Source organism: Kitasatospora viridis (assembly GCF_007829815.1).
Lineage (GTDB): Bacteria > Actinomycetota > Actinomycetes > Streptomycetales > Streptomycetaceae > Kitasatospora > Kitasatospora viridis.
The window spans coordinates 636,565-653,587 of record NZ_VIWT01000003.1; the positions used below are offsets into that span (position 1 = coordinate 636,565).

The 17,023-nt window shown below is 75.1% G+C and carries 21 protein-coding genes; 16 read left to right on the forward strand and 5 right to left on the reverse strand.

Going from position 1 to position 17,023, the window contains the following annotated elements:
* Positions 1-92 precede the first annotated feature (92 nt).
* Together FHX73_RS33435 and FHX73_RS33440 are read left to right on the forward strand one after the other, a co-directional pair.
* Entirely contained in the window at positions 93-635 is a 543-nt protein-coding gene (locus tag FHX73_RS33435; protein WP_145909696.1) for an AAA family ATPase, read from the forward strand.
* A gap of 105 nt (positions 636-740) precedes the next feature.
* The gene (locus FHX73_RS33440) at positions 741-1,130 is read left to right on the forward strand and encodes a DUF302 domain-containing protein (protein WP_145909697.1); all 390 of its coding nucleotides are present in this window, start codon (positions 741-743) and stop codon (positions 1,128-1,130) included.
* 20 nt (positions 1,131-1,150) lie between these two features.
* On the opposite strand, the gene FHX73_RS33445 is transcribed toward FHX73_RS33440, so the two are convergent.
* Positions 1,151-1,531 carry a hypothetical protein gene (locus FHX73_RS33445; protein ID WP_145909698.1) on the reverse strand — a complete coding sequence of 127 codons (381 nt, stop codon included), beginning with the start codon at positions 1,529-1,531 and terminating at the stop codon, positions 1,151-1,153.
* A 149-nt stretch (positions 1,532-1,680) separates the two neighbouring features.
* On the opposite strand from FHX73_RS33445, the gene FHX73_RS33450 reads away from it, so the two are divergent.
* Positions 1,681-2,142 carry a GNAT family N-acetyltransferase gene (locus FHX73_RS33450; RefSeq protein WP_211786405.1) on the forward strand — a complete coding sequence of 154 codons (462 nt, stop codon included), beginning with the start codon at positions 1,681-1,683 and terminating at the stop codon, positions 2,140-2,142.
* Here FHX73_RS33450 and FHX73_RS33455 read toward each other — a convergent pair.
* Complete coding sequence (locus FHX73_RS33455; RefSeq protein WP_145909699.1) at positions 2,115-2,966, reverse strand: helix-turn-helix transcriptional regulator; 852 nt, start codon at positions 2,964-2,966, stop codon at positions 2,115-2,117. The genes FHX73_RS33450 and FHX73_RS33455 overlap by 28 nt on opposite strands.
* A gap of 153 nt (positions 2,967-3,119) precedes the next feature.
* Here FHX73_RS33455 and FHX73_RS33460 point away from each other — a divergent pair, with 153 nt between their 5' ends.
* The 3 genes from FHX73_RS33460 to FHX73_RS33470 all read left to right on the forward strand — a co-directional run bounded on the left by FHX73_RS33460 (position 3,120) and on the right by FHX73_RS33470 (position 5,468).
* Positions 3,120-4,028 carry an alpha/beta fold hydrolase gene (locus FHX73_RS33460; protein WP_246214035.1) on the forward strand — a complete coding sequence of 303 codons (909 nt, stop codon included), beginning with the start codon at positions 3,120-3,122 and terminating at the stop codon, positions 4,026-4,028.
* Positions 4,029-4,502: 474 nt separating this feature from the next.
* Positions 4,503-4,787, forward strand: coding sequence for a hypothetical protein (locus FHX73_RS33465; RefSeq protein WP_145909700.1), 285 nt, complete (start codon positions 4,503-4,505; stop codon positions 4,785-4,787).
* A gap of 99 nt (positions 4,788-4,886) precedes the next feature.
* The gene (locus tag FHX73_RS33470; RefSeq protein WP_145909701.1) at positions 4,887-5,468 is read left to right on the forward strand and encodes an HdeD family acid-resistance protein; all 582 of its coding nucleotides are present in this window, start codon (positions 4,887-4,889) and stop codon (positions 5,466-5,468) included.
* A 35-nt stretch (positions 5,469-5,503) separates the two neighbouring features.
* On the opposite strand, the gene FHX73_RS33475 is transcribed toward FHX73_RS33470, so the two are convergent.
* The gene (locus FHX73_RS33475; RefSeq protein WP_246214036.1) at positions 5,504-6,079 is read right to left on the reverse strand and encodes a TetR/AcrR family transcriptional regulator; all 576 of its coding nucleotides are present in this window, start codon (positions 6,077-6,079) and stop codon (positions 5,504-5,506) included.
* On the reverse strand, positions 6,076-7,584 hold the full coding sequence (locus FHX73_RS33480) for an MFS transporter (protein ID WP_145909702.1): 1,509 nt from the start codon (positions 7,582-7,584) through the stop codon (positions 6,076-6,078). The genes FHX73_RS33475 and FHX73_RS33480 overlap by 4 nt, the downstream gene beginning before the upstream one ends.
* A gap of 207 nt (positions 7,585-7,791) precedes the next feature.
* Between FHX73_RS33480 and FHX73_RS33485 the strand changes: the two genes are divergently transcribed.
* The 8 genes from FHX73_RS33485 to FHX73_RS33520 all read left to right on the forward strand — a co-directional run bounded on the left by FHX73_RS33485 (position 7,792) and on the right by FHX73_RS33520 (position 14,811).
* A complete protein-coding gene (locus FHX73_RS33485) occupies positions 7,792-8,628 on the forward strand; it encodes a DedA family protein (protein ID WP_145909703.1) in 837 nt (278 codons plus the stop codon).
* 96 nt (positions 8,629-8,724) lie between these two features.
* Positions 8,725-9,492, forward strand: a complete 768-nt coding sequence (locus FHX73_RS33490) for an SDR family NAD(P)-dependent oxidoreductase (RefSeq protein ID WP_145909704.1) — start codon at positions 8,725-8,727, stop codon at positions 9,490-9,492.
* 73 nt (positions 9,493-9,565) lie between these two features.
* The gene (locus tag FHX73_RS33495; protein WP_145909705.1) at positions 9,566-10,309 is read left to right on the forward strand and encodes a FadR/GntR family transcriptional regulator; all 744 of its coding nucleotides are present in this window, start codon (positions 9,566-9,568) and stop codon (positions 10,307-10,309) included.
* Positions 10,306-11,451 (forward strand): galactonate dehydratase, encoded by a 1,146-nt coding sequence (gene dgoD / locus FHX73_RS33500; protein WP_145909706.1) that lies wholly within the window; start codon positions 10,306-10,308, stop codon positions 11,449-11,451. Before FHX73_RS33495 ends, dgoD begins: the two co-directional genes overlap by 4 nt.
* Positions 11,445-12,290: an aldose epimerase family protein gene (locus tag FHX73_RS33505; protein WP_145909707.1), complete on the forward strand. Its 846-nt coding sequence runs from the start codon at positions 11,445-11,447 to the stop codon at positions 12,288-12,290. The genes dgoD and FHX73_RS33505 overlap by 7 nt, the downstream gene beginning before the upstream one ends.
* Positions 12,291-12,333: 43 nt before the next feature.
* The gene (locus FHX73_RS33510; RefSeq protein WP_145909708.1) at positions 12,334-12,975 is read left to right on the forward strand and encodes a bifunctional 4-hydroxy-2-oxoglutarate aldolase/2-dehydro-3-deoxy-phosphogluconate aldolase; all 642 of its coding nucleotides are present in this window, start codon (positions 12,334-12,336) and stop codon (positions 12,973-12,975) included.
* A gap of 35 nt (positions 12,976-13,010) precedes the next feature.
* Positions 13,011-13,931 (forward strand): sugar kinase, encoded by a 921-nt coding sequence (locus FHX73_RS33515; RefSeq protein WP_246214057.1) that lies wholly within the window; start codon positions 13,011-13,013, stop codon positions 13,929-13,931.
* Positions 13,932-13,953: 22 nt separating this feature from the next.
* Positions 13,954-14,811 (forward strand): SMP-30/gluconolactonase/LRE family protein, encoded by an 858-nt coding sequence (locus FHX73_RS33520; RefSeq protein ID WP_145909710.1) that lies wholly within the window; start codon positions 13,954-13,956, stop codon positions 14,809-14,811.
* Between the two features lie 3 nt (positions 14,812-14,814).
* Here FHX73_RS33520 and FHX73_RS33525 read toward each other — a convergent pair whose 3' ends face one another.
* Positions 14,815-15,780: an NAD-dependent epimerase/dehydratase family protein gene (locus FHX73_RS33525; RefSeq protein ID WP_145909711.1), complete on the reverse strand. Its 966-nt coding sequence runs from the start codon at positions 15,778-15,780 to the stop codon at positions 14,815-14,817.
* A 94-nt stretch (positions 15,781-15,874) separates the two neighbouring features.
* Between FHX73_RS33525 and FHX73_RS33530 the strand changes: the two genes are divergently transcribed.
* Positions 15,875-16,423, forward strand: coding sequence for a hypothetical protein (locus FHX73_RS33530; protein ID WP_145909712.1), 549 nt, complete (start codon positions 15,875-15,877; stop codon positions 16,421-16,423).
* Positions 16,424-16,433: 10 nt separating this feature from the next.
* The gene (locus FHX73_RS33535) at positions 16,434-16,928 is read left to right on the forward strand and encodes a GNAT family N-acetyltransferase (protein WP_145909713.1); all 495 of its coding nucleotides are present in this window, start codon (positions 16,434-16,436) and stop codon (positions 16,926-16,928) included.
* Positions 16,929-17,023: the final 95 nt, after the last annotated feature.

Here is a 17,023-nt window from a genome sequence, read left to right on the forward strand (position 1 = left end):
AAGCACCTCCGGCCGTGCTCCGCGCACTTCCCGCGCGGGGCACGGCCGCTGATCCACCGTCACTCACCGTCCCCCGAGGAGCCGTTGCCACCATGCGCCGTTTCATCCTCACCGGCACCCCCGGTGCCGGGAAGACCACCCTGCTGCACGCCCTGGCCGCACGGGGGCACAGCGTGATCGAGGAGGCGGCGACGGACGTGATCGCCGAGGGGCAGGCGGCCGGGGTGGACGAGCCGTGGGCCGAGCCCGGGTTCGTCGAGCGGGTGGTGACCGTGCAGCGGGAGCGGCAGCTCGGCGCGGGCACGGCGGCGGTGCAGCTCTTCGACCGCTCGCCGGTGTGCACCTACACGCTGGCCGAGTACCTGGGCCTGCCGGTGGCCCCGGCGCTGCGCGCCGAGCTGGAGCGGATCGCCACCCAGCGGGTCTACCAGCCGACCGTGTTCTTCGTCCGCAACCTGGGCTTCTGCGAGCCCACCCCGGCCCGGCGGATCAGCTTCGCGGACTCGCTGGAGTTCGAGCGGGTGCACCGGCGCAGCTACCGGGAGTTCGGCTTCGCCCTGTTGGACGTGCCGGCGGCGCCGCTGGCCGAGCGGGTGGCACTGGTGGAGGCCGCGCTGGCCGAGGACGGGGCCTGAGGCCCGCCAGTGGACGTGTGCCCGGCGGCGAGCCTGCGCCGTTCTTCGGCCGAGCCTGCTGTATACCCATAGGGGTATCACCAGCAGCAGAGGAGCGAGAACCCCATGGACTACGGCATCAGCACCACCGTCGACGCACCGTTCGAGCCGACCGTCGAGCGGGTCCGAGCAGCGCTCGCCGAGCAGGGCTTCGGCGTGCTGACCGAGATCGACATCCGGGCCACCATGAAGGCCAAGCTCGGCGCCGAGCTGGAGGACTACCTGATCCTCGGCGCCTGCAACCCGCCGCTGGCCCACCAGGCGCTGGAGGCCGACCGCCGGATCGGACTGCTGCTGCCCTGCAACGTGGTGGTCCGCACCGCCGGGGGCCGCACCGTGGTCGAGGCGATGGACCCGCAGCTGTTGGTCCAGGTCACCGGCGAGCCGGGGCTGGCCCCGGTCGCCGACGAGGCCGCGCGCCGCCTGCGCGCCGCGCTGGCCGCCTTGGAAGACTGAGGAGCAGTCAGGACAGCAGGTCAGGGCAGCAGGTCGGCCGGGCCCAGCCTGGTCCAGGCCGCCGCGTCCTGCCAGCCCGGCTCGCCGGTGACCCAGCCCCAGAGCAACTCCTCGGTGCGGGAGCGGGACTGGTGGCCGACCGCCTGGAAGTGCCGGTCCACCGAGCCCTCCCGGTGCTCGACCTGCCAGCCCTCGGCCGCGTGCCGGTACACCTGGATGTAGCGCTCCGGCTCGGTGCGGAACCGGCCGATCGCCAAGAACTGGTTCTGCTCGCCGGTCAACAGGTCCAGCGCCCGGGCCAGCACCCGCTGATCGGGCCTGGTGAAGACGGTGCCGTCCTCCAGCTCGACCACCAGCGGCTCGACCGAGGACTTGGCGTGCAGGGTGGACGGCGCGGACATGATGACGGCTCACTTTCGTTCGTGGGTCGGTGGGTTCGGCGCGCAGCCCGCCACCGGCACGACCCTAGCGCGCACCACCGACAACACCGCGCCCCACCCTCGCCGGAAATCCCGTTGACCCCGGCCCGGCCCACCGCTTTGCTACGGCCATGCACGGACTCACCTTCCACCGGCTCTCCGGCGGCGACCGGCTGATCGACGGCGACCCGCTGATCGACGACTGGCAGCGGATCCACAACCTGATCATCCCCACCGACCCGCTCTCGCTGGAGCAGGTGCGCGAGCGCGCCGGCCGCTACCACCTGGAGGTGGTCCGGCTGGACGGCACGGCGATCGGTTGCAGCACCGTGCGCCCGCCGACCGAGGAGGAGCCGGTCGCCATGGTGATCGCCCGGATCCTGCCCGCCCACCGGCGCCGGGGTTTCGGCGGCGAGCTCTACCGGCGCGGCCTGGAGCGGGCCCGGGCCTTCGGTGCGCCGATCGAGACCGTGGTGCTGGCCAGCAACCCCGAGGGCCTGGCGTTCGCGGAGGCGCAGGGGTTCACCGAGGTCGAGCGCTACCTGCTCCCCGGCGACACCGTCCCCTACGTGGCGCTCCGGCTCACGGCGTAACCCTCCGCCCGGAGCAGGGCCAGCCGGGCGCCGTCCGCGCTGCCCGGCGGGGCGGTGTAGATCTCCAGGCGCTGGTCGCTCTCCGGGTCGATCAGCACCTTGCAGTCCAGCTCCACCGCCCCGATCACCGGGTGCTCCAGCCGCAGCCGGCTGCGCCGGCGCACCGCCACCTCGTGCCGCTCCCAGAGCGCGGCGAACTCCTCGCTCGCCCCGCGCAGCCGCTCCACCAGCCGGGCCGCCGCCGGGTCGTCGGCCCGCCGCGCGCTGGCCGCGCGCAGGTCGGCGACGTGCAGCCGGCTGTAGTACTCGTGCTCCTCGACGGGGTAGCCGGCCCGCGTCCCGGGCCAGGTGAACCAGCGCCAGGCCACATTGCGCCCGTGCTCGGAGACCGAGCAGACACCGCCGAGCAGGTCCCGGGCGATGTCGTTCTGGGCCAGCACGTCGCCCAGCTCGCTCAGCACCTGCAGCGGCGTGCCGGAGAGCTGGTCGAGCAGGTGCAGCAGCCCGGGCGCCACCCGGTCGCCGCCGCTCTGGCCGGCCGGCGGGCGGTGGCCGGCCAGCAGGTGGAGGTGGTCGCGCTCGTCGTCGTTCAGCCGCAGCGCGCGGGCCAGCGCGGCCAGCATCGGCGGCGAGGGCTGCGGGCCGCGGGCCTGCTCCAGCCGGATGTAGTAGTCCGCGGACATCACCGCGAGCTGGGCGACCTCCTCGCGCCGCAGGCCGGGCGTGCGCCGACGCGGGCCGACCGGCAGCCCGACGTCCTCCGGCGTAACCCGCTCCCGGGCGTGGCGCAGGAAATCGGCGAGCTCGGCGCGGTTGATCGTCATGATCCACATCCTGCCCGATCCGGCCGACCCGAGCCAGGGACCGCCGGTCCCAGGGTCCGCGGTGCTCTCCCGACACCCCAGACCCCGGCGGCAGGGTTGGCGTCAGCCGGAGCGAACGCCCCGGTCCGAGCCCGAACCTGAGGGAGCATCACCATGGCCACTGCCACTGCCACCGTCGGCACCGTCACCCCCGCCGTCACCGTCGACACCGTCACCGTCGGCGCCGCCCGGGTCCGGTACGACCGCTACCCGGCCGCCGGCCCCGTCGAGGCGCCCGCGCTGCTGCTGGTGCACGGCACCGGCTCCGGCGGGGCCGAGGTCAACTGGAGCGGGCTGGCCCCCGGCCTGGCCACCCACCGCACCGTGCTCACCCCCGACCTGTCCGGCACCGAGCGGACCGTGGACGACGGCGCACCGCTGACCACCGAGCAGCTGGCCGCCCAGGTGATCGCCGTGATCGAGCACGCCGGCACCGGCCCGGTCGACCTTCCCCCAGCCTTCGGCCGGGAGGTGCCCCCATGGCTTCTCGATGGGCGCCGTCGTCGCCGCCACCGCCGCCGCGCTGCGCCCCGACCTGGTCCGCCGGCTGGTCCTGGTGGCCGGCTGGGCGCACACCGACGGCATGGGGGCACCTCCCGGCCGAAGGCTGGGGGAGAATACCTGCGCAACCTGTTCACCGTCTGGCGCCGGATCGCCGACCACGACGCCGAGGCGTTCGGCCGGATCATCACCATCACCGGCTTCAGCCACGGCTTCCTCAACACCATCGGCCGGGCCGGGGTCGAGCAGCTGGTGCCGAACATGCCTCCCACCGCCGGCACCCTGCGCCACATCGAGCTGGACCTGCGGGTGGACATCCGGGAGCTGCTGCCGCGGATCACCGCGCCGACCCTGGTGATCGGCTTCACCCAGGACGCCACCGTCCCGGTCGCGCACAGCCGGGCCCTGCACGCCGCCATCGCGGGCAGCCGCTACGCCGAGCTGGACGCCGGCCACGTGGGCGTCTTCGAGCGCGCCGAGGAGTTCACCGCGCTGGTCGACGGCTTCACCCGGTCCGCCTGAAACGGCCCGTGCGAGGGCCGGACGAGGCCCGGACGAGGGCCGTGCGAGGGGCGAACGAGGTGCCGGGAGAGTGGCGGAAAACTTTTTTCCCGTCAGGTGTGACACTTCAGCGGCGGCCGGCGCTGAAGGGAGTGAATGGAGCACCCAAGGCTCCGGACGGCAGGCGGCTTCCCCGGGCGCGCCGGCCGACCGGAACGCCGGCGGCATGACTGTGCAGAGTACGGCCGCCGGCTCCACGGGTAAGCGGGTTTCCCTGGCCCGCTTGACCCGCCACGCCCCCTGGGTCCGGTCCGGCTGGGGTCGGCCGGACCGGACCCAGGCAGGGCCTTCTCCGCGTTCCCGGGCCGTGCCCGGCCACCCCGACTGCGCGATCGCCCCGCGGGCCAGCTAGCATGTGACGGGTTGTCACACCGTGTAGCGGCACCGCCGCCGCACGCTCCATCGCATGCGATCCCCCGAAGTGGAGACAGCGCCATGGCAGACGAACCGGCTTCCTGGGCGACCTGGACGACGAAGAACGTGTGGGCCGGCCCCGGCGGGGTCCGCACCGTCGAGGGGGCGCAACTCAACGGCGACCTGAGCGTGCACACCACCTGGACCGGGACCGAGGCCATCCTCACCGTCCAGTACACCGACGCCCAGGACTGGTTCACCCTCCAGGGCAGCCCGATCGAGGTGGCCGACGAGCAGGCCGCCCGCGGCTGGCACCAGCACGCGGTCGAGGCGGTGCGCGGCGGCAACGGCGGCGCGCTGACCTGACCCGGGCCTGGTCGAGGTCCGGTCCGGGCTCGACCCGGGCCTGACCCGAACGCCCCGGAGCGAGTGCGGGCCGGTGGGCGGGTGGCGAGGCTGGGTGTCATGACACTTCCTCAGGATGGTTACCCGCCCAGCCCGCTGGCCGCCCTCGCGAAGTTCGGCTGGCACACCGCGCTGGTGCTCGGCCTGCTGGCCGTGCTGCTCGGCGTCGTGGTGCTGGCCTGGCCCGGGCGCACGCTGGAGGTGATCGGCGTGCTCTTCGGGATCTACCTGCTGGTCAGCGGGATCCTGCAGGTCGTGCTGGCCTCCACGGTGCACCTGGCGACGGCCCTGCGGGTGCTCGGCTTCATCAGCGGCGCGCTGTCGATCCTGCTCGGCCTGCTCTGCTTCCGCGGCGCCTACCAGTCCGTGCTGCTGCTCTCGCTCTGGATCGGCATCGGCTGGCTGTTCCGCGGGGTGACCGCCACGGTCGCCGCGCTGGACCTGCCGAGCGGCACGCCGGGCCGCGGCTGGCAGGTCTTCCTCGGCGTGATCACCGCGCTGGCCGGGGTGATCCTGCTGGTGGACCCGTTCAGCTCGATCTACGCGCTGGCCGTGATGGCCGGCATCTGGCTGCTGCTGATCGGCGTGGTGGAGATCGGGCACGCGATCTCGCTGCGCTCGCGCACCCGCCACCTGGCCTGAGCCCGAGCCGGAGCCGGAGACCGACCCGACCCCGGTCAGCCGCGCAGGCCCTCCAGGAACCCGTGCAGCAGCGGCTCCAGCTCCTCCAGCCCGGCGGCGGAGAGCTCGGGGAACGCCCCGCTGGACCGGGCCATCAGCACCCCGGCCAGCGCGGCGGTGGCCAGTTCGGCGCGCAGCTGCGCCCGTTCGACGCCCTCACTCTCCAGCCGTGTGCGCAGCGGCTCGACCAGCCGCTCGCGCAGGTGCGAGCGGGCCGCCTGCTGCACCTCGGTGTTGTCGCCGGGCAGCACCGCCGCCGAGAAGGACGGGCCCGGTCCGCGTCGGTCGAACCGCTCCAGCAGCCAGTGCAGCCGGTCCCGCTCCAGCAGGTCGGCCGGCGGCTGATCGCCCTGCTCGGCCCGGACGGCGGCCAGGTAGAGCTGGAGCTTGCCGCCGAAGTAACGGGCGATCAGCGCCGGGTCCACGCCGGCCCGCTCGCCGATCTCGCGGGTCGTGGTGCGGTCGTAGCCGCGGTCGGCGAAGAGCTCCATGGCCGCCTGGACCAGCTGCTCCCGACTGCGCGCCGCGTCCCGCCGGCGCGGGGCGGCCCGGCCGTCCGCCCGCTCGGTCAAGGGGTCACCCGCAGCGGGACCTCGTCCTCGCCCGGTGCGATGTCGGCCATGCTCTCCTCCACCATCAGCTCCTCGTCGACCTCTGCCGGGGTGAACCGGCCCGCCGCGGCGGCGCGCCTCGGCAGCACGATGGTAGCCACACCGATGACGACCCAGACGACACATCCGATGAGCAGCGCGGTGCGGTACCCGTCGGCGCTGGGCAGCCGGTGCCCGGCGGCGGTGTGCGCCTGGAGCACGGCCCCGCACAGCGCGCTGCCGGTGGAGTAGCCGACGTAGCGCAGCACCTGGTTGAAGCTGACGGCGCTGCCGATCTCCTCGGCCGGCACCGAGCTGACGATCAGTCCGGGCATCACGGCGAAGGTGCAGCCGACGCCGAGGCCGGCGATCGCCATCACCAGCAGCACCTGCCACAGGTGGTCCCGGGCGAACAGGAAGACCAGCATCGAGACCAGCGAGACGGCGCAGCCCAGCGGCAGCACGGCGGCGCTGGAGGTGCGCTTGGCGATCACCGGCACCACCTTGCTGGAGAGCACGCTGAACACCGAGAACGGCAGCAGGGTCAGGCCGGCGACCACCACCGTGGCGCCGAAGCCGTAGCCGGCCGAGGCCGGGGTCTGCACGTAGCGGGTGACCATCGACATCAGCAGGTACATCGCCACGCCGGCCACCAGACCGGTCAGGTCGGCGGTCAGCACGGTGCGGTTGCGCAGGGTGCGCAGGTCCACCAGCGGGTGCGGGGTGCGCAGCTCGTGCCGCACCCACCAGGCGAGCAGCACCAGGGCGACGGCGCCCGTGCCGAGCAGCCGGCCGGAGCCCCAGCCCCAGTCCTCGCCCTCGGTGAGCACCAGCAGCAGCCCGGCGACCGAGAGGCCGAGCAGCACCGCGCCGAGGCCGTCCAGCCGGTGCGCGGTGCGGTGGTTGGTGCTCGGCAGCACCGCGACGGCCAGCACCAGGGCGATGGTGCTGATCACGGCGCCGAACCAGAACCCGGCGTGGATGCCCCAGGACTGGGCGATCAGGCCGGTCAGCGGGTAGCCGAGGCCGACGCCGGCCACGGTGGTGATGGAGAGCATCGCGACGGCCGAGCGGGATCGCTCCTCGGGCACGCTGTCCCGCGCGGTGGCGATGGCCAGCGGGGTCAGGCCGAGCCCGACCCCTTGCAGCGCCCGGCCGGCCACCAGGTAGCCGAAGCCGAGCGGCAGCGCGGCCAGCACGCTGCCGACCACCACCACGGCGGCGGCGCCGATGACCACGGCGCGCCGCCGGGGCCCGTCGCCGAGCCGGCCCATCACGGGCGTGGCGACGGCGCCGACCAGCATGGTGATGGTCAGCGACCACTGGGCGTTCGCGAGCGAGACGTGGTCGACGGTCGCGATGGTCGGGATCAGCGGTGCGCCAAGGCTGCTGATCACCGCCACCACGGTGCCGAGGAAGACCAGCACCGGCACCAGCGCGCGCTCGCGCAGGCCGGTCGGCCGCCGGTGGCCGGGGTGTGCGTCCATGGGTGTCCCCTCCTGAGGGTCCGAGGTTCGCGGAGTCGGACCGCGGCACAGTGTCATCGCGTGATGTCTCCAGCTGATGACATCAGATGATGACACAATACTCCCGAGCGTGAACGGGGTGGGATTGCGGAATCAATCACCCGGTTGGCGCGTTGTGCCGTCTCGGGGAGCCATGCTCCGATCTCACCTAACCCCTGGGGGCTCGCCGTGAACCTCACCGCACTGGTGGCGGCTGCCGGGTTCTGGTCCTACGCGCTCGTCTTCGGCGTGACCGCCGGCGAGACCAGCGCCTTCATCGGTGTGGTGCTCCCCAGCGAGACGGTGGTGCTGTTCGCCGCCGCGCTCTCCAGCCGGGGCCTGCTCAACCCCTACCTGCTCGCCCTGGCGGTGATAGCCGGCGGGATCATCGGGGACAGCACCGGCTACTGGCTCGGGCGGCTGTTCGGCAAGCGGCTGGACCAGCCCAAGGAGCGGCGCCGGATCAAGCCGGGCGGCCGGGTCGAGCGGGCCACCGGCTACCTGCGCCGGCACGGCGGGCCGGCCGTCTTCACCGGGCGGTTCATCGGGTTCGTGCGCTCGTTCGTGCCGTTCACGGCCGGTGCGGCCCGGATGCCGTACCGCAGGTTCCTCGGCTACAGTGCCGCGGCCTCGGTGATCTGGGGCTCCCTCAACATCACCGCGGGCTACTTCCTCGGCGCCTCCGCGAGCGGCCTGCTGCACACGGCGGGCATCGCGGGCGCGGTCGCGCTCGCCGCGGCCGTGCTGATCACGCTGGGCGCGCTCGGGTGGCGCCGGCGGCGGCGCCTGGCCCGCGACGAGGCCGGGCAAGAGCCGCGGTCGATGGCGGCACCGGGCCCGGGCCCGGCGGAAACCGACGAGCCGACCGATGCGGGCGAGCCGGGCGGCCCGGTCAGCCCGCGCGGCCCCGGCGGCCCGGCGGGCTCGGGCGGCTCAGCGGGCTCGACCGGCCCGGCGGGCCCGGACGAGGAGTCGGCCGGGGACCGGGCACTCGCGGCCCACGGCGCGACCCGCAAGCACGCCTGACCCGCCTTCCACCTGCAGGCGCTCTCCCATCGAACGATCGGAACTCCGCGCATCCGGGATATTTCCATTATTAATGCCAAGCGCTACGGTACCGACATGACCGAGCAGCCCTACCGAAGGTTCCAGGGCCGGGTGGCCCTCGTCACCGGCGCCGCGAGCGGCATCGGCGCCGCCACCGCCCGGCGGCTCGCCGCCGAGGGCGCGAGCGTGCTCGCCGTGGACATCGCCGACGCGGCCGGTGCGGCCCTGGTCGACCGGATCACCCGGGACGGCGGCAGCGCCGAGTACCGGCACGGCGACGTCGCCTCCCCCGCGCTCTGGGCCGAGCTGGCCGAGCACCTGGAACAGCGCCACGGCCGGCTCGACGTGCTGCACGGCAACGCCTACACCGTGGTGGTCAAGCCGGCCCACGAGCAGACCGAGGACGAGTGGGACCGCCAGCTCGCGGTCAACCTCAAGGCGAACTGGCTCGCCGTCCGGGCACTGGCCGGGCTGCTGGACGCCAGCGGCGGCTCGATCGTGCTGACCTCCTCGGTGCACGCCCTGGTCGGCCTGCCCGGCCACCCCGCCTACGCCGCCGCCAAGGGCGCGCTGACCGCGCTGGGCCGCCAGCTCGCCGTCGAGTACGGCCCCCGGGTGCGGGTGAACACGGTGCTGCCCGGGCCGGTCATGACCCCCGCCTGGGACCGGGTGGACGAGGCGGGCCGGGCCGGCAGCGCCGCCGAGACCGTGGTCGGGCGGCTGGGCACCCCGGAGGAGGTGGCCGCCGCGGTCGCCTTCCTCGCCTCCGCCGACGCCTCCTTCATCACCGGCGCGAGCCTGGTGGTCGACGGCGGCTGGTCCGTCGTCAAGGCCTCCGCCTGACCCGCCGTCAGCCTGACCCGCCATCGGCCCGACCCGCCATCGGCCTGACCACCCGTCCCTGGAGGAACCCGTCATGCACCACCCCGCCCGCGGGCTGCACGGCCAGGCCGTGGAGATCATCGGCACCCGCATCGTCAACGGCGGCCACCCGCCCGGCTCGCCGCTGTACCCGGAGCAGTTGGAGACCGAACTGGGCGTCAGCAAGACCGTGGTCCGGGAGGCGCTGCGGGTGCTGGCGGCCAAGGGGCTGATCGAGTCGCGGCAGAAGCGCGGCACCTTCGTGCGCCCGCGCGCGGACTGGAACCTGCTCGACCCCGACCTGCTGCGCTGGCAGGGCCGGGACGCACCGGACAGCGGCTTCCTGGGCAACCTGGCCGAGGTGCGGGCGATCGTCGAGCCGGCCGGCGCCCGGCTGGCCGCGCAGCGCCGCGACCAGCACGACCTGGCCCGGCTGGACGACGCGCTGGAGCGGATGGCCGCGGCCGGCGACGACGTCCGTGCCGTCGTCGAGGCCGACCTGCTCTTCCACCGCGCGCTGCTGGCCGCCGCGCACAACGAGCTGCTCACCCGGATGGAAGTGGTGATCGAGGCCGGCCTGCAGGTCCGCGACCAGCTGGTGCACTCCGACGGCCGCTGCCCCGACGCGGTGCCCGCGCACCGGGCCGTGCTGGACGCGGTGCGGGCCGGCGACCCGCAGACGGCCGGCGCGGCGGTGGAGCGGCTGCTCGCCCAGGCCGACGCCGACCTGGCCCGGGCACTGGGCTCGCGGCGAGAGGACGCCCAGCGCCAGGACGCGCGGCGGGAGGAGGCGCGATGAGGATCACCTCGCTGGAGACCTTCCTGGTCGCCCCGCGCTGGCTCTTCCTGAAGGTCGGCACCGACGAGGGCGTGACCGGCTGGGGCGAGCCGGTGGTCGAGGGGCGGGCCGCGACGGTGCGGACGGCCGTGCACGAGCTGGCCGACCAGCTGGTGGGCCAGGACCCGCTGCGGATCGAGCACCACTGGCAGGTGCTCAGCAAGGGCGGCTTCTACCGGGGCGGGCCGGTGCTCTCCAGCGCGGTGGCCGGCATCGACCAGGCGCTCTGGGACATCGCCGGCAAGGTGCACGGGGTGCCGGTGCACCAGTTGCTCGGCGGCCACGTCCGGGACCGGGCCCGGGTGTACGCCTGGATCGGCGGGGACGAGCCGGCCGAGCTGGCCGAGCAGGCCCGGGCGCAGGTCGAGGCCGGGTTCACGGCGGTCAAGCTGAACGGTTCGGGCCGGCTCCGGCCGATCGACAGCCAGGCGCAGACCCGGGCGGTGCTGGAGCGCGCCGCCGCGGTGCGCGAAGTGCTCGGTCCGGAGCGGGACTTCGCGATCGACTTCCACGGCCGGGTGTCGCCGGCGATGGCCCGCCGGCTGCTGCCGCTGCTGGAGCCGCTGCACCCGCTCTTCGTCGAGGAACCGGTGCTGCCCGAACACGCGGGCGAGCTGCGGCGGTTGGCGCAGTCCACCGCCGTGCCGCTGGCCTGCGGCGAACGGCTGTACTCGCGCTGGGACTTCCGCGAGGTGCTGGCGAGCGGCCTGGCGGTGGCCCAGCCGGACGTCTCGCACGCCGGCGGCATCTCCGAGGTGCGGCGGATCGCCGCGCTCGCCGAACTGCACGGTGTCGCGCTCGCGCCGCACTGCCCGCTCGGTCCGATCGCGCTCGCCGCCAGCCTGCAACTCGCCTTCGCCGTGCCGAACTTCCTGATCCAGGAGCAGAGCCTCGGGATCCACTACCACGCCGGCGCCGAGCTGCTGGACTACCTGGTGGACCCGGCGCCGTTCCGCTTCACCGACGGCCACGCGGCCCGGCCCACCGGGCCCGGGCTCGGCATCGAGATCGACGAGGCCGCGGTGCGGCGGGCGGCCGAACTCGGGCACCGCTGGCGCAACCCGGTGTGGTTCGACGCGGACGGGGGGTTCGCCGAATGGTGAGCCGAGCCGACTTCGAGGTGCGCACCGATCCGGCGCACGGCGGCCGGTGGACCTCGCTGCGGGCCGGCGGGCGGGAGTGGCTCTGGCAGCGCCCGGACCCGGCCCGGCACGCCGTCCGCCCCGAGCAGGCCTTCGTGGACGCCGGCGGGCTGGAGGAGTGCCTGCCGACCGTGCGCGGACTGCCGGACCACGGGGACGCCTGGTCGCGGCCGTGGCGCCGGGTCGGGCGCAGCGAGGCCGTCGACTGCCCCGAGTTCGAGCTGCGCCGGCGGATCGAGTGCGAGCCGGACCGGATCCGGGTCGCCTACCTGCTGCGCGCCGAGCCCGGCTACCGCTTCCTCTGGGCCGCCCACGCCCTGCTCGACCTCTCCGAGCGGGCCCACCTGACCGCGCCGGCCGGCACCCCCACCAGGCTGTTCCCGGAGGCCGCCGGCCTCCTCGGGAGGCCGTGGCCGGCCGGCGCGCCCCACCTCACCGGTGCCTGGCCGGCCCCGCTCGGGCTGCCGCTGGACCGGCTCGGCCCGGACGACGGCACGGCGGTCGGCGCGGTGCTCACGGGCTGCTCGGCTGTGACGGTGCGGGACGGTGCCGCGGCGCTGCGCCTCACCGTGCGGGCGCCCGCCGGCGTCCCCGTCTCGGTCGCGCTCTGGCGCAACCTGCGCGGCTTCCCGGCCGGGGCGCCCTACCGCTCGATCGGCGTGGAGCCGATGCTCGGCTCGGTCTTCGACCTGGCCGAGGCCGGACCGAGCGAGGCGGCGACCGTGCCGGCGGGCGGGGAACTGCGCTGGGAGCTGGAGCTCGACTGCCCGGGCCGGCCCGAGCCGACCTTTGCTGCGTAGCACCGACCACCACCGACATCCGCTCAGATCGACAGGCCATCAGATGGACTTGACCCGACTGCCGCACCGCACCCTCGCCATCGTCCGCGGCAACGACCCCGGGGCCGCGCTGCGCTGCGTGCTCGCCCTCGCCGAGGAGGGCATCACCGCCTGCGAGGTCTCGCTCACCACGCCCGACGCCTTCGGGGTGATCCGGGCGGCCCGCCGCGAGCTGGGGCCGGCGGCCCTGCTCGGCGCGGGCACCGTGCTGACCGCGGCGGACGCCGAGCGGGCCGCCGAGGCCGGCGCCGCCTTCCTGGTCACCCCCGGCGCGCCGACCGATCCGCTGGTGCCGGGCCCGCTGCCGGTGCTGGTCGGTGCCCTGACGCCCAGTGAGGTGATCGCCGCGGTCCACGCGGGCGCCGCCGGGATCAAGCTCTTCCCGGCCTCGCTCGGCGGCCCCGACTACCTGCGGGCGCTGCGCGCACCCTTCCCCGGGGTGCCGTTCCTGCCGGTCGGCGGCGTCGACGCCGCCACCGCGCTGGCCCACCTCGCGGCGGGGGCGGTGGCCGTCGGGGTCGGCTCGCCGCTGGTCGGCGACGCGGCGGACGGCGGCGACCTGGCCGCGCTGCGCGCCCGGGCCGCCGCCTGGCGGGCCCGCCTCGCCGACACCGGCATCAACTCCGCTGCGGAGGAGGCCCGGTGAACCCCGTCCCCGAGGTGGTCACCGTCGGCGAGACCATGGCCGCGCTGCGGGCCACCGGGCCGATCCGGCTGGGCGCGCCGATGGAGCTCTCGGTGGCCGGCGCCGAGGCCACCGTGGCGATCGGCCTGGCCCGGCTCGGCCACCGGGCCGAGTGGGTCGGCCGGGTGGGCGACGACGAGTTCGGCGCGCTGGTGCTGCGCACCCTGCGGGCCGAGCAGGTCGGGGTCGCGCACGTGCGGGTCGACCGGGACGGCCGGCCCACCGGGCTGCTCGCCCGGGAGCAGCGGATCGGCGACCTGGTCCGGGTCAGCTACCACCGCGCCGGCTCGGCCGGTTCCGCGCTGCGCCCCGAGGAGGTGCTGCCCGCGCTGCGGGCCGGTGTGCGGGTGCTGCACCTGACCGGGATCACCCCGGCGCTCGCCCCGCCCGCCGCCGAGGCGGTGCTGGCCGCCGCCCGGCGGGCCCGGGAGCTCGGCGCCACCGTCTGCCTGGACGTCAACTACCGTGCCCGGCTCTGGTCCACCGAGCGGGCCCGGGAGGTGCTGGTGCCGCTGGCCCGGTTGGCCGACCTGCTGGTGGCCTCGGCCGAGGAGCTGGCGCTGGTCTGCGCCGAGCCGGTAGCCGACGAGCCGTCAGCGATCGCCGAGCTGCTCGCCCGGGGCTGCCGCGAGGTGGTGGTGACCCGCGGCGGCGACGGGGCGAGCGTGAGCACCGCGGCGGGCACGGTCGCCGTGCCGGCCCGCCGGGTGCCCGTGGTGGACGTGGTCGGCGCGGGCGACGCGTTCGTGGCCGGCTACCTCTCCGGCCTGCTGGACGGGCTCGCCCCCGCCGAACGGCTGCACCGGGCCACCCTCACGGGCGCGTTCGCCGTGGCGGGCCGGGGCGACTGGGAACACCTGCCGAACCGGGCCGAGCTGGCACTGCTCGACCAGCCGGCCGGCACCACGCTGCGCTGACCACCGGCAAGAGGGAGTCCGCATGACCACGATCGAGGCCCGCACCCCGGCCGTGCACGAGCTCGGCGAGGGCGCCCGCTGGGTGGCCGGCCGGCTGGTCTACGTCGACCTGCTCGCCGGCCGGCTGCTGGAGCTCGCCCCCGGAGCCCGGGAACCGCGCGAACTGCTGCGCCTGGAAGTGCCGTTGGGTGCCGTCGCGCCGGTGGCCGATCGACCCGGGCAGTGGATCGCGACGGCCGGGGACGGGATCGCGCTGCTCGCCGCGGACGGCCCGCCGCGCTGGCTGGCCCGGCCCGAGCGGGACTCCCCCGTGCCGACCCGGATGAACGACGGCGTCTGCGATCCGCAGGGCCGCTTCTGGGCCGCCAGCATGCCCTACGACGGCCGGCCGGGCCCCGGCTCGCTCTACCGCACCGACCCGGACGGCTCGGTGCACCGGGTGCTGACCGGCCTGGGCATCGTCAACGGCCCGGCGGTCACGGCGGACGGCGGGCTGCTCTACCTGGCGGACAGCGCGGCCGGACGGATCCTGCGGTTCACCGTCACGCCCGACGGCGGATTGGCCGACCGCACGCTGTTCGCGCAACTGCCGCCCGGGCACGAGCCGGACGGGATGACCGTGGACCGGGAGGGCTGCCTCTGGTCGGCGGTCTGGGGCGGCTCGGCGGTGCACCGCTACGCGCCCGACGGCGCCCTGCGGGAGGTGCTGGCGGTGCCGGTGCGGCAGCCGACCTCGGTCTGCCTGCACCCCACTGACGGCCGGCTGTTCGTCACCAGCGCCCGCCTCGGGCTCACCGCGCCGACCGGGCCGGCCGGCGCGGTGCTGACCGTGGCCGTCTCCGCGACGGCCCCGGCCGCGCGGGCCTTCAGGCTTGACTGATCGTCAGATACCGGCCAGCAGCGCGGCCTCCTGCTCCGGGGTGAAACCGCGCTCCAGCGGCGGCTCGCCGCGCTCGCGGTCCCAGGCGAGCACGTCGGCGGCGGTGACGGCGAGCGGAGTGGCGGGCAGGCCCGCCGCCCGCGCCTTGGCGGGGTTGCGCTGCTGCATCGGCCACTGCTCCCGCTCGGCGCGGACCAGCGGGAAGAGCAGCTCCCGCGCCACCGGCGGCACCGGCACGATCTCCACCTCGCTGCCCGCCACCCGGGCGCAGGTGGTGATCAGCTCGCCCAGGGTGGTCGGCTCGGCCGGGCCCACGGCGTGGAACGCGCCCGGCCGGTCGTCCGCGATCAGCTGCACCACCAGGCGGGCCAGGTCACGCGAGTCGACCAGCTGGACCGGCTGCTCCGGCCGGCCCGGCAGCGCCACCCGGCCGCCGCGCGCGGCCCGGCGCACCCAGTAGGTGAGTCCGTCCTGCGGGTCGTGCGGGCCGGCGACCTTTCCCGGGCGCACGATGGTGGCGCGGTCGCCGTAGCGGGCCAGCACGTCGTCCTCGCAGGCCGCCTTGGCCCGGCCGTAGGTGTCGTCGTCCAGCTCCTCGAAGGTGCGCACCCGCACCGGGGAGCGGCGCGGGGTGGTCTCGTCGGACCCGGGCGCCAGGCCCTCGCGGACGTAGACGGCGTGGCTGGAGATGAACAGGTAGCGGCCCACCCGGTCGCCGAGCGCGTCCATCGCCTCGCCGACCTGGTGCGGCAGGTAGCCGCTGACGTCCACCACCGCGTCCCAGCTGCCCTCCGCGAGGGCCCGGTAGTCGCCGGTGTCGCGGTCGCCGATCCGCCTCGACAGCTGCGGGAAGAGCTCGGGGTTGGTCCGGCCGCGACCGAACAGGGTCACCTCGGCGCCGGTGCGCAGGGCGTCCTCGGCGATCGCGCGGCCGACGAAGGAGGTACCACCAAGGATGAGGATTCGCATGGGAACTGACCTTAACTCAGGCCGTGAAGTATAATTAGCGGTATAATTAAATGGCGGCGTCCACACCGACTTCCGGTGCCCGGACGCTTTTTTCATGCCCAAAACCGTTCAGGGAACCCTGTACCACACGGCCGTCTCCGCCCCGCGCGGCGAAGAGCTGCTGCCGCTCGCCGACCTGCGCTCGGCCTGGCCCGACCTGCACCGGCGCCACCTCGCCAAGTACCGGGGCCGCGAACACCGCTTGCGGGAGCGGGTGCTGCCGCTGGACTGCACCTGGTCGGAGGTCGTCTTCCTCTCCCCACTGGACTCCACGGTGCTCTTCGAGGCGCTCCGCGAATCGGGCCGGGCGGTGAGCCCGCCGCCGATGTGGACGCTGGACGCCGCCCTGCTCGACCCGGCGCGCTGCTGCGTGCGCCTGATGCGGGTGACCCGGGGCGCCAGCACCGCCGACCCCGGCACCCCCGACGACTACCTGCCGCTCAGCACCGCCACCCTGCGCGCCGTCTCCCAGGTCACCGACCGCGCGCTCGCCCGCCTGCGGAGCCTGGAGCCCGACGAACCCGCGCTCCCCTGGGGCGACGTGCCGCACGTGCTGCACCGGGGGCCGATCCCGCTGCGGTTCTTCCGTCCGGCCCGGCGATAGCATCATGATCATGGCGGATTGGGAACTGCGGCCGGCCACGCCGGCCGATGTCGAGGTGTTGGCCGAGCTGCGGGCCGTGACGCTGCGGGCGGACCTGGAACGGCTCGGGGTGTACGACGACCACTGGGTGCGGCAGCGGCTTCGCGAGCGGTTCGTGCCGGCGCACAGCTGGGTGATCGAGGTGGCCGGCGAGCTCGCGGGCTGCGTGGCGCTGCGGCCGGCCGAGGACGCCCACTGGCTGGAGCACTTCTACCTCTCGCCGCAGTTCCAGGGCGGCGGCGTCGGCGGCGCCGTGCTGGGGCGGCTGTTGGCGGACTGCGACCGCGACGGACACCCGGTCCGGCTGCAGATGCTGCAGGGCAGCGCGGCCCGCGGGCTGTACGAGCGGCACGGGTTCACCGTCGAGACCGAGGACTGGGCGGACGTGTGGATGGTCCGCGCGCCGGTCCGACCCGGCGGCGGGGTGTGCGAAGTGTCTGCCCCGGTCCAGGCGTTGACCGGGTGAGTCCGATCTTGCGATGCTAGGCCGCCGGAGCCGGGCCGTCCGCTCACGACAACGGAGTTGACGGTCCGTCGGATGCTCCCCGGACCCGGTCGGCC

Coding starts and splice junctions, on each gene's coding strand:
- FHX73_RS33445 (WP_145909698.1), bottom strand. CDS start 1,531: ATGTCCGCGCCGTCCACCCTGCACGCCAAGTCCTCGGTCGAGCCGCTG.
- FHX73_RS33435 (WP_145909696.1), top strand. CDS start 93: ATGCGCCGTTTCATCCTCACCGGCACCCCCGGTGCCGGGAAGACCACC.
- FHX73_RS33530 (WP_145909712.1), top strand. CDS start 15,875: ATGCCCAAAACCGTTCAGGGAACCCTGTACCACACGGCCGTCTCCGCC.
- FHX73_RS33450 (WP_211786405.1), top strand. CDS start 1,681: ATGCACGGACTCACCTTCCACCGGCTCTCCGGCGGCGACCGGCTGATC.
- FHX73_RS33470 (WP_145909701.1), top strand. CDS start 4,887: ATGACACTTCCTCAGGATGGTTACCCGCCCAGCCCGCTGGCCGCCCTC.
- FHX73_RS33465 (WP_145909700.1), top strand. CDS start 4,503: ATGGCAGACGAACCGGCTTCCTGGGCGACCTGGACGACGAAGAACGTG.
- FHX73_RS33440 (WP_145909697.1), top strand. CDS start 741: ATGGACTACGGCATCAGCACCACCGTCGACGCACCGTTCGAGCCGACC.
- FHX73_RS33455 (WP_145909699.1), bottom strand. CDS start 2,966: ATGACGATCAACCGCGCCGAGCTCGCCGATTTCCTGCGCCACGCCCGG.
- FHX73_RS33520 (WP_145909710.1), top strand. CDS start 13,954: ATGACCACGATCGAGGCCCGCACCCCGGCCGTGCACGAGCTCGGCGAG.
- FHX73_RS33490 (WP_145909704.1), top strand. CDS start 8,725: ATGACCGAGCAGCCCTACCGAAGGTTCCAGGGCCGGGTGGCCCTCGTC.
- FHX73_RS33460 (WP_246214035.1), top strand. CDS start 3,120: ATGGCCACTGCCACTGCCACCGTCGGCACCGTCACCCCCGCCGTCACC.
- FHX73_RS33510 (WP_145909708.1), top strand. CDS start 12,334: ATGGACTTGACCCGACTGCCGCACCGCACCCTCGCCATCGTCCGCGGC.
- FHX73_RS33480 (WP_145909702.1), bottom strand. CDS start 7,584: ATGGACGCACACCCCGGCCACCGGCGGCCGACCGGCCTGCGCGAGCGC.
- FHX73_RS33505 (WP_145909707.1), top strand. CDS start 11,445: ATGGTGAGCCGAGCCGACTTCGAGGTGCGCACCGATCCGGCGCACGGC.
- dgoD (WP_145909706.1), top strand. CDS start 10,306: ATGAGGATCACCTCGCTGGAGACCTTCCTGGTCGCCCCGCGCTGGCTC.
- FHX73_RS33495 (WP_145909705.1), top strand. CDS start 9,566: ATGCACCACCCCGCCCGCGGGCTGCACGGCCAGGCCGTGGAGATCATC.
- FHX73_RS33525 (WP_145909711.1), bottom strand. CDS start 15,780: ATGCGAATCCTCATCCTTGGTGGTACCTCCTTCGTCGGCCGCGCGATC.
- FHX73_RS33515 (WP_246214057.1), top strand. CDS start 13,011: ATGGCCGCGCTGCGGGCCACCGGGCCGATCCGGCTGGGCGCGCCGATG.
- FHX73_RS33535 (WP_145909713.1), top strand. CDS start 16,434: ATGGCGGATTGGGAACTGCGGCCGGCCACGCCGGCCGATGTCGAGGTG.